This window comes from Candidatus Pelagibacter communis, from assembly GCF_001180165.1.
GTDB lineage: Bacteria > Pseudomonadota > Alphaproteobacteria > Pelagibacterales > Pelagibacteraceae > Pelagibacter > Pelagibacter ubique_P.
In genome coordinates, this window is sequence record NZ_CVSQ01000003.1 from 1 (window position 1) to 526 (window position 526).

At 28.7% G+C, this 526-nt stretch carries 1 protein-coding gene and 1 pseudogene; both read left to right on the forward strand.

Annotated features, from left to right (window positions below):
* Positions 1-225, forward strand: a pseudogene (locus AMN88_RS04525) (hypothetical protein); the annotation flags it as partial.
* A 74-nt stretch (positions 226-299) separates the two neighbouring features.
* Positions 300-526, forward strand: a 227-nt coding sequence (locus AMN88_RS00415; protein WP_075535936.1) for a thioredoxin domain-containing protein, incomplete at its 3' end; no start/stop codon positions are given.

Sequence of the window (526 nt, forward strand, 5' to 3'; positions counted from 1 at the left end):
GCCACATTATATATTGTTTCAGGGGATTCAAGTCATTCTCAAGAATATCATTTACAGCCTAACAGACATATTTATTTAGTTATTTCAAAGGGAAATGTTCGTATTGAAGATACTCAGGCAACAAGTCGTGATGGTATACATATTATAAATAAAAAGAGTCTTAAATTTATTTTTCAAGGTGCAACTGAGATGATCCTTTTAGATTTACCTATTATTAGCACTTAAAATATTATAAGGAGATTAAAGTGAGTAAAGTTTTAATTTATCATAATCCGCGATGAGGTAAAAGTCGAGAATCCGTGCAGATTCTAGAAGATTCAAATTACGATTATGAGATTATAGATTATATAAATACACCTCCTTCCCCAAAAGAGCTAAAAATATTAGCAAAAAAAATGGGTATTCATGCTAAAGATTTTATTCGTAGCAATGAATCTTATTTTAAGGAATTAGATTTAAAATCTCATTTAGATAATGATGAAATTCTATTTAAACATATGTCTGAGAACCCAAGATTAATTGAGCG